The following is a 746-nucleotide window of genomic DNA, read 5'->3' as shown; positions in this document are numbered from 1 at the left end:
CACACACCGCCCGTCAAATCACCCGAGTGGGGTCCGGATGAGGCTCGGATACCCGAGTCGAATCTGGGCTCCGCAAGGGGGATTAAGTCGTAACAAGGTAGCCGTAGAGGAATCTGTGGCTGGATCACCTCCTACTGACCGGGACTGGGGCGACGCCCCAGCCCACCTACTAGCGTCCGCCGACCGTTCGCAGTCCGGGCACCGATGAACTACCAGGGCTAACACGGGCCCATAGCTCAGCGGCAGAGCGCCGCCTTTGCAAGGCGGAGGCCCTGGGTTCAAATCCCAGTGGGTCCATGTCACGTACTACGATTCGAACCGTGCCCCTTAAGTGGGTCACTCCATTCGAATCGTAGTACGAAGACCGGTGCACCATCCCGTGCGAACGCGGATGGGAAGGGTCGATGCATACGCCACCTCACCCGTGGGTGTGCAGATGAGACTGTGTGTACGTGCGATCCAGGCGTCCACTGGACTCGTTCATCGAGTCCAACGACGTAGGAGATCCATCTCGGATCTCCACACATTCGAAGGTCCCTCACCGGACCTTCTCCACTAACGTGGCTACTATGCCACCTGGTGAATAGCTCGGCTCGAGTGCCGACGAAGGACGTGCCAAGCTGCGATAAGCCTGCGGGAGCTGCATGGAAGCGAAGAACGCAGGATATCCGAATGGGAATCCCCACCGCAATTGCTTCGCGCAATGGGGAACGCCGGGAATTGAAACATCTTAGTACCGGTCGGAA

General features: G+C 59.4%; 1 tRNA gene and 2 rRNA genes. All 3 read left to right on the top strand.

The features are described 5' to 3' along the window. Positions 1-133 (top strand): 16S ribosomal RNA (locus tag AB2U09_RS00030); the annotation flags it as partial. Positions 134-225: 92 nt separating this feature from the next. Further along, a tRNA-Ala gene (locus AB2U09_RS00025) sits at positions 226-297 on the top strand. A gap of 258 nt (positions 298-555) precedes the next feature. Next, a 23S ribosomal RNA gene (locus tag AB2U09_RS00020) occupies positions 556-746 on the top strand; the annotation flags it as partial.

It is taken from the genome of Halosimplex yunnanense (genome assembly GCF_054504345.1).
This window is presented reverse-complemented; position numbering and strand designations above follow the sequence as displayed.